The following is an 8557-nucleotide window of genomic DNA, read 5'->3' on the forward strand; positions in this document are numbered from 1 at the left end:
ATCACCACTTTCCCTCGCGCACCGCGAAACGGCGCAGTTTGCCGGTCGGGGTGCGCGGCAGCGCGGGGCGTACCTCCACGCTGCGCGGCACCTTGTACGGGGCCAGCCGGCGGCGGGCCAGCCCGATCAGCTCGTCCTCCAGGCCGGCGGCACCTGGGCCGTCCTCGACGCCGAGCACGACGTAGGCGCGCAGCCGCCCGGCGCCGCGCTCGTCGCGCACGACCGCCACGGCCACCTCGGCGACGGCGGGATGCTCGGCCAGCACCCGTTCGATCTCGATGGGGGAGACGGTGATGCCGCCGACCATCTCCATGTCGTCGGCCCGGCCGCAATGCTTCAGCGCGCCGCCGTCCACGTACTCGGCCAGGTCGCCGGTGCGCAGCCAGCCGCCGCGCAGGGCGCGGGCGGTCTGCTCCGGCCGCCCCAGGTACTCGATCATGACCGCGTCGCCGCGCACCCAGATCTCGCCCCGGCCGAGTGTGACCAGCGCGCCGTTCTTGTCGCGCAGCGCGACCTCGTAGCCCGGCAGGGGGCGGCCGATGGTGCCCGGTTCGTCGCTCCAGGCGGTGTTGGAGCAGAACGCGTGCCCGGCCTCGGTCGAGCCGAGCTGGTCCAGGACCGGTGCGCCGAGCAGGTCACGGGCCCGTTCGCCCAGCTGGGCGGGCAGGGGTTCGCCGGCGGAGACGGCCAGCCGTACCGTGGAGAAGGGGTCGGGCGGGCAGTCGGCGAGCAGGCTGGCGTAGGCGGTCGGCACGCCGTACAGGAGCGTGACGCGGTGGCGGGCCACGGCCTCGGCGAGGTCGCCCGGCACGGCCCGGTGCGGCAGCAGCACCGCCGAGGAGCCGGAGAACAGCGGGAAGACCAGCGCGTTGCCGAGGCCGTAGGCGAAGAACATCTTCGAGATCGACAGCGTCACGTCGTCGCGGGTCACCCCGGTCACGCCGGTGCCGGCCGCGCGCATGTAGCGGGCGAGGTCGGCGTGGCGGTGCAGCGCCGCCTTGGGCGTGCCGGTCGTGCCCGAGGTGTACTGCGCGTACAGCGGCGCCCTGCCGCTGACACTCCGCACGGGCCCGGCGGGCGCGCTCGCCGCCAGCGCCGTCAACCGCTCATCGGCCAGTACGGCACGGCCGCCGAACCGCCCCGCGAGGTGGTCGTCGCCGACCACGAGCCGCGCCCGGCAGTCGGCGGCCATGAAGGCGTGGTCGTCGGCGGTCAGGCCGGGGTTGACCGGCACCGCCACCGCGCCCAGCCGGGCCGCGCCCAGGAACGCGCTCACCCAGGCGATGCCGTCGCCCAGGGCGATCAGCACCCGGTCGCCGGGCCGTACGCCGTGGCCGGCCAGGACGGAGGCGGCCCCTGCGGCCAGCGTGTGCACCTCGCCGTGTGCGTAGGAACGGCCGGGCGTGTGGAAGGCGGGCAGTTCCCACCACCCTTCGCGCCGGGCCAGGGCGGCCAGATGGGCGGCGCAGTTGCCGGCCGGTTCCCCGGCCGGCGGGGCGGGGCGTCGCCGGGGCAGGACCTCACGCATGACATGTCCTCGGGAGGGTGAGAGGGGCGATCACGAAGACGCCGTCCACGGGACCGACCGGCCACCAGCCCCGTGCGACCAGCCCGGCGAGCGCCGCGTCGTCTCGTGGGACGGTCGGTGCCGGGTCATCGGGGCTGGCGCGCCGGGCGGCGGGCGGTGTGCTGCCGGGGGCGTCGGCCAGGGTGGTGGCGACCAGGGTGCCGAGCAGCCAGAGGATGGCGCCGGATTGAGCGAGGGCGTCGCCGTCGCCGGGCTCGGCGGGTTCGAGGCGTGGGGTGGCCACCAGCATCGCCACGTGTTCGGCCAGCTCCAGCCGGCTCGCGCGGCCCGCCGCCACCAGGCTCGATCTGGCGCGGGCCCGGCGGCCCTCCAGCGCGGCCAGCCAGCCGGGCTCCACCCGGTCGAGCAGCGCGGCGGGCACCCGGCCGGCCTGCCGCACCGGCAGGCCGTCCACCTCCTCCGGTACGCGGCCGGGCGCCGCGGACAGGCCGTCGAGCAGGGCGAGCACGTCCTCGCCTCCGGGCCCGAGCGCGGCGGGCAGGCCGGGCGGCGGGGCGGTCAGCTCGTAGTGGCGTTCCACCGCGTCCCCACCTCCGGATAGTCGAGGCCGAGCTCGTCGCACAGCAGCACGCGGGTCCGCCGCACGAACTCGGCCCGCGACTCGTCGTTGCTCAGCCGCTTGATGCCCCAGCGCCGGAAGATCTCGTTGTTCCTGGAGTCGCTGCGGCCGAAGAAGGGCAGCGTCATCCGGATGAGGTGATGGGCCGAGTACCGCACCTCTTCACGCCGGGCGGGATCGGCGGCCAGCCGCGCGGCTTTCGTGGCGCCGAAGGAGACGTGGAAACGCTCCTCCCGCATCAGCGACCGGCACAACATGCGCAGCGGCACGTACGAGCATGCGCACAGGTCTTCCATCAGCACGACCTCGGCCAGATCCACGATCGCCTTGGTCATCACATATCCGGTCCACGATGTCACCTGATAGTCGAAGACGGAAAGCGGCGGCCTGTCCTGGTCGTCTTCGAGGCGGAGCTGCGCGGCGAGTTTGTTGAACTTCAAATGATGTCCGTATTCCTCCATCGCCATTCTGCAGGCCAGCCATTTCTCGTGCGGAGTGGGTGCGAGCGAAATGGAGGGCTCGTCGAACACCGCCGCGCCCGCCGCCTCGTTGCGCACGTGGCTGTTGATGATCTTGCCGAGCGCGGTGACGTACTCCTCGCCGAGCGCGTGCGCCGCGGCGGCGTCGTGGACGTCGTCCATCAGCATCTGGGGCATATCGACGGAAGTTAAGGGCGGTGGGAGAGAGCGGCAAGTGCCCGGACGGGCACCTCGAAAGAGGGGGTGGCGACTTTTGGCGGCGTGCCGGAAGGGCACGTTATTTCTTTCTCCGCAGAACACGCGCTTCCGGCCGGGTAGTTAGGTAAGGCTAAATTAATGACTGAACGGCTAGTCAGTGAGCATCCAAAGAAAGTTCCGCATTTGTCGTGCGCTTACGCCGCGTGCCAGCGTTGTTGACTATGACGGAAACAGCGACGCGTCTGCCTTTTCAGGATCGGCTGCTTTCCTCGCCTGAGCTGGAGACGCCGGTGAGCGAGCTGACCGGGCTGGCCTGCCGTGCCGTGCAGATGGTTCCCGGTGGCGGGCTGGTGCTGCTGGTGGAGGCGGACGGCGATCGCGGGCCCTCGGCCGCGCGGGTGCGCGCCGCCGTCCTGGACGCCTGCGGCGAGGTGGCCGAGACGGTGGTGACGCTCACCCCGGGCTCGCTGGCCGGGGAGACGGCCGAGCTGGTGAACCGGCTGCGGCGGGGCGCGCTGCCCGTGCTGGCGACGGACTCGCTGGCCGTACCGGATGAACGGGATGAGCAGGACGTTTCTGGACCACGGCGGGCTGACACACCACGGCGGCGGCCGGATCTTGGGCTGCGGGAGATCGCGCGGGCGGCGGCCGAGTTGCTCGGTGTCGCGCCCGAGGAGCTCGGAGCGCAGGACGATCTCATCGCCCTGGGCGCCGACTCCATCCGGATCATGCAGCTCGCCAACGACTGGCAGCGCCAGGGCGTCATGGTCAAGTTCGGCGACCTGATGGAGTCGCCGACGCTCGCCTCCTGGCACACCCTCCTGAACTCGGGCGGCCCGGTCGCACCGCCGCCCCCGCGGACCGGGCCGCCCGACCGGCACGCCCCCTTCCCGCTCACGCCCCTGCAGCACGCCTACTGGTTCGGCCGCCGCGACCGCCAGGTGCTGGGCGGCGTCGGCTGCCACTTCTACGCCGAGTTCGACGGCCGCGGCCTCGACCCCGACGCCCTGGAACACGCCGCCCGCGCCCTGTTCGACCGGCACGAGCTGCTGCGCGCCCGCTTCCTCGACGACGCCACCCAGCAGATCCTGCCGCGGAGCCCATGGCCCGGCCTCACCGTCCACGACCTGCGCGAAGAGGCGAACCCCGAGGCGCGCCTGCTGGCGGTGCGCGAAAGCCTCTCGCACCGCCGCCTGGAGGTGGAGCGCGGAGAGGTGCTCGACCTGACGCTCTCCCTGCTGCCGGACGGCGCCCACCGCCTGCACGCCAACATCGACCTGCTCGTCGCCGACGTACGCAGCATCCAGATCCTCCTGGAGGACTTGGCCACGCTCTACCGGGGCGGCACCCTGCCCCCGCTGACCTACGGCTTCCCCGACTACCTCGCCGGGCAGGAGCGGCAGCGCGCCGCCGACCGCGAGGCCGACCGCCGCTACTGGTCCGGACGCCTGCCCGACCTGCCGCCGGGCCCGGCCCTCCCGCTTGCCATGGAGCCCGGAAAGCTGGAACGCGTCCGGGTGGTCCGCCGCGACCGCAGGATCACCGCCGCCGACCGGGAACGCCTGTCCGAGCGCGCCCGCGCCCACGGCCTCACGCTGCCGATGACGCTGGCCGCGGCGCTGGCCGAGGTCGTCGGCGCGTGGAGCGCCTCGCCCCGGTTCGTGCTCAACGCCCCGCTGTTCGACCGGAGCCTGCCGCACCCCGAGGTCGAGCGCATGGTGGCCGACTTCAGCAACCTCATCCTGCTGGAGGTGGACCTGTCGCGGCCGCAGACGTTCGCGGAGCGCGCCGCCTCGCTGCAGGCGCGCTTCCAGCGCGACGTGGCGCACTCGGCCTACACCGGCGTCGAGGTCCTGCGCGACCTCAACCGGGGCGGCCGCCACGACCAGGTGAGCGCCCCGGTGGTGTTCACCAGCGCGCTGGGCATGGGCGACCTGGTCACCGAGGACGTCCAGCGCGGCCTCGGCTCGCTGGGCTGGATGGTGTCGCAGACGCCGCAGGTCTGGCTGGACCACCAGGTGGTCGAGGTCGACGGCGGCCTGCTGGTCAACTGGGACGCCGTCGAGGACCTCTTCCCGCCCGGCGTCCTGGACGGCATGGCCGCCGCCTACGACCGCCTGATCGACTGGCTCCTGACCGAGGACTGGTCCGCGCCCCCGCCCCACCCGTCCCGCCCGGCTCCCCACACGTCCGGGACGCCCCTGCCCGAGGGCACGTTGCACTCCCGCTTCTTCGATTTGGCCCGCCGCGATCCGTCCCGGATCGCGATCCGGCCCGACGTGTCGTATGGCGAGCTGTCGGATCGGGCGCTGCGGGTGGCGGGCTCCTTGGCCGGGCAGGGTGTACGGCCGGGCGACGCCGTGGCCGTCTGCCTGCCGAAGGGAGCCGACCAGGTGGCGGCCGTGCTGGGCGTCCTAGCGGCCGGAGCCCTGTATGTCCCGGTAGGCGTTGACCAGCCCCAGGCGCGCCGCGACCAGATCCTGCGCCGCGCCGGAGCCCGGCTCCTGCTCTCCGATCTTCCCTCCGGTCCGCCTCTGGCGGCTCCGGTGGAGGTGGATCCGGAGGCGAGCGCGTATGTGATCTTCACGTCGGGTTCCACGGGTGAGCCGAAGGGGGTCGAGATCTGCCACCGGGCCGCGCTGAACACGGTCATGGACGTCAACCGGCGCTTCGGCGTGACCGGTGACGATCGGGTTCTGGCGGTGTCGGCGCTCGATTTCGACCTGTCGGTGTGGGACGTGTTCGGCCTGCTGTCGGCGGGTGGTTCGCTGGTCATGATCGGTGAGGACGAGCGGCGTGACGCGGCCCGCTGGGCCGCTTTGGTGGCCGAGCACGGGGTGACCGTGTGGAACACCGTCCCGGCCCTGCTCGACATGCTGCTCACCGCCGATCGGGGGGTTCTGGGATCACTGCGCCTGGCGATGGTGTCCGGCGACTGGGTCCCGCTCGACCTGTCCGCCCGGCTCGCCGCCGCGGCCCCGGACTGTGAGCTGATCGCCCTGGGCGGGGCGACCGAGGCGTCGATCTGGTCCAACCACTGCGCGGTCCCGGCGGAAGTGCCGTCCGACTGGGTCTCCGTCCCCTATGGCAGGCCGCTGGCCAACCAGTGTTTCCGCGTGGTGGACGGGCTCGGCCGGGACTGTCCCGACTGGGTGGCGGGCGAGTTGTGGATCGGCGGCGCAGGGGTCGCCAAGGGATATCGGGGTGACCCGGAGACGACGGCCGCGAAGTTCACCGGCGGCTGGTACCGGACCGGTGACCTGGGCCGCTACCGGCCCGACGGCACCCTGGAGTTCCTGGGCCGGCTCGACCACCAGGTCAAGATCCGCGGCCACCGGATCGAACTCGGCGAGATCGAAGCCGCCCTGCTCACCCACCCCCACGTCGACCGCGCCGTGGCCACCAAGATCGACCGCCGCCTCGCCGCCGTGGTCGTCGGCACAGGTGACCTCGATGACCTGACCGACCGGCTGGCGGAACGGCTTCCGCCGTACATGATCCCCGACCGGATCGTGCCCGTGCGGGACCTGCCGCTCACCCCCAACGGCAAGATCGACAGGACGGTGGTGCGGGGTATCCTCGCCGGCCCTGCGCGGCGCGACGAGCCGTTCGAGCCGCCGCTGCCGGGTGTGGAGAGCGCCGTCGCCGCCATCTGGGCCGAGCTGCTGGAACTGCCCGCGGTCGGCCGCGACCAGAGCTTCTTCACGCTGGGCGGCGACAGCCTGCTGGCCACCCGCCTCATCACCCGGCTGCGCGAGGGCGGCGTGTCCGGTGGGCGGCTGTCGAACCTGTTCGACCATCCCGAGCTCGCCGCCTTCGCCGCGACCCTGACGCCGGGGCAGGAGGAGGGCGAGCGGGCCGCGCTGCGCGCCGACCCCGAGCGCCGCCACGAGCCCTTCCCGCCCACCGACGTGCAACGCGCCTACTGGCTCGGCCGCACCGACGACTTCGCGCTCGGCGGCGTGGGCTGCCACTTCTACACCGAGTACGACCTGGAGGACCTCGACCTGCCCCGGCTGGAAGCGGCCTGGAACAGGCTCATCGAGCGGCACGCGATGCTGCGCGCGGTGTTCCTGCCCGACGGCACCCAGCGGGTACTGCCCGAGGCGCCCCGCTTCACCATCGCGGTCACCGAGGCGGACGAGGACGCCGACGAGGCGCTCGCCGGGCTGCGCGCGGACATGTCGCACCAGCTCATCGACGCCACTCGCTGGCCGTTGTTCGACGTGCGGGCCGTACGCTACGGCGAGGGCCGCACGCGGCTGGGCGTCAGCTTCGACAACATCATCCTGGACGCGCTCAGCACCATGACCCTCCTGCGCGAACTGGACACGCTCTACCACGACCCGGCCGCCGAGCTGCCGCCCGCCGGGCCCTCGTTCCGCGACTACGTGCTCACGGTCAAGCCGGGCCCGCGGGCGCTGCGCCGGGCACAGGAGTACTGGTCGGAGCGGGTCGCCGACCTGCCGCCCGCCCCGCGGCTCCCGCTGGCCCAAGAGCCGGAGCGCGTCGGCCGCCCGCGCTTCACCCGCCGCCAGGCCCGCGTGCCCGCCGAGCGGTGGCAGGCCGTCAAGGACGCCGCCAGGGAACACGACCTGACCCCGTCCACGGTGCTGGCCACCACGTTCGCCGAGGCGCTCGGCGCCTGGAGCGCCCGCCGCGACATGACGATCAACCTGACCCTGTTCGACCGCCGTGAGGTGCACCCGGACATCGACACCGTCCTGGGCGACTTCACCTCGCTGCTGCTGGTCGCCTACGAGCCGGGCCGTACCTGGCTGGACGGCGCCCGCCGCCTGCAGCGCCGGGTCGTGCGCGACCTGGAGCACAGCGACGTCTCCGCGCTGTGGGTGATGCGCGAGCTGGCCAGGCGTACCGGCGCGGCCGACGCCGCGATGCCGGTGGTGTTCACCAGCACGCTCGGCATGGACGCCACCCCCTCCGGCGCGCTGTTCGCCGAGCCGTTCTGGGGCGTGTCGCAGACGCCGCAGGTCTGGCTGGACCATCAGGTGGTCGAGGTCGACGGCGACCTGCTGGTCAACTGGGACGCCGTCGAGGACCTCTTCCCGCCCGGCGTCCTGGACGGCATGTTCGCCGCCTTCGCCGGGATGCTGGAGCGCCTGTCCACCGAGGACTGGGACGCCGCCGTCCCCTGCCTGACCCCGTCGGAGCAGCTCGTCACCCGCGCCGGCGCCAACGACACCGCCACCTCCCTGCCCGAGGGCACGTTGCACTCCCGCTTCTTCGATTTGGCCCGCCGCGATCCGTCCCGGATCGCGATCCGGCCCGACGTGTCGTATGGCGAGCTGTCGGATCGGGCGCTGCGGGTGGCGGGCTCCTTGGCCGGGCAGGGTGTACGGCCGGGCGACGCCGTGGCCGTCTGCCTGCCGAAGGGCGCCGACCAGGTGGCGGCCGTGCTGGGCGTCCTGGCGGCCGGAGCGCTCTACGTGCCCATCGGCGCCGACCAGCCGAAGCTGCGCGGGGAGCGGATGCTCCGCCGCGCAGGCGTCCGCCTGACCCTCACCGATCTTCCCTCCGGTCCGCCTCTGGCGGCTCCGGTGGAGGTGGATCCGGAGGCGAGCGCGTATGTGATCTTCACGTCGGGTTCCACGGGTGAGCCGAAGGGGGTCGAGATCTGCCACCGGGCCGCGCTGAACACGGTCATGGACGTCAACCGGCGCTTCGGCGTGACCGGTGACGATCGGGTTCTGGCGGTGTCGGCGCTCGATTTCG

Annotated in this window: 4 protein-coding genes; 1 reads left to right on the forward strand and 3 read right to left on the reverse strand. The window is 73.0% G+C overall.

Annotated features, from left to right (window positions below; all coding sequences use genetic code 11):
• Position 1: 1 nt before the first annotated feature.
• From ACIBI5_RS14390 to ACIBI5_RS14400, 3 genes are read right to left on the reverse strand one after another with little or no spacing between them, the layout of a single operon-like run.
• Positions 2-1528 carry an AMP-binding protein gene (locus ACIBI5_RS14390; RefSeq protein ID WP_397246755.1) on the reverse strand — a complete coding sequence of 509 codons (1527 nt, stop codon included), beginning with the start codon at positions 1526-1528 and terminating at the stop codon, positions 2-4.
• Entirely contained in the window at positions 1521-2108 is a 588-nt protein-coding gene (locus tag ACIBI5_RS14395; protein ID WP_397246757.1) for a hypothetical protein, read from the reverse strand. Before ACIBI5_RS14395 ends, ACIBI5_RS14390 begins: the two co-directional genes overlap by 8 nt.
• Complete coding sequence (locus tag ACIBI5_RS14400; RefSeq protein WP_397246759.1) at positions 2087-2803, reverse strand: Phenylacetic acid catabolic protein; 717 nt, start codon at positions 2801-2803, stop codon at positions 2087-2089. The genes ACIBI5_RS14395 and ACIBI5_RS14400 overlap by 22 nt, the downstream gene beginning before the upstream one ends.
• A 311-nt stretch (positions 2804-3114) precedes the next feature.
• Here ACIBI5_RS14400 and ACIBI5_RS14405 point away from each other — a divergent pair.
• Positions 3115-8557 (forward strand): AMP-binding protein (locus ACIBI5_RS14405; protein ID WP_397246761.1); only part of this gene is annotated, 5443 nt, incomplete at its 3' end.

This window comes from Nonomuraea sp. NPDC050540, assembly GCF_044457485.1.
GTDB lineage: Bacteria > Actinomycetota > Actinomycetes > Streptosporangiales > Streptosporangiaceae > Nonomuraea.

Bases quoted from the DNA above. Each gene is read 5' to 3' on its own strand.
- ACIBI5_RS14390 (WP_397246755.1), bottom strand. From the start codon at position 1,528: ATGCGTGAGGTCCTGCCCCGGCGACGCCCCGCCCCGCCGGCCGGGGAA.
- ACIBI5_RS14400 (WP_397246759.1), bottom strand. From the start codon at position 2,803: ATGCCCCAGATGCTGATGGACGACGTCCACGACGCCGCCGCGGCGCAC.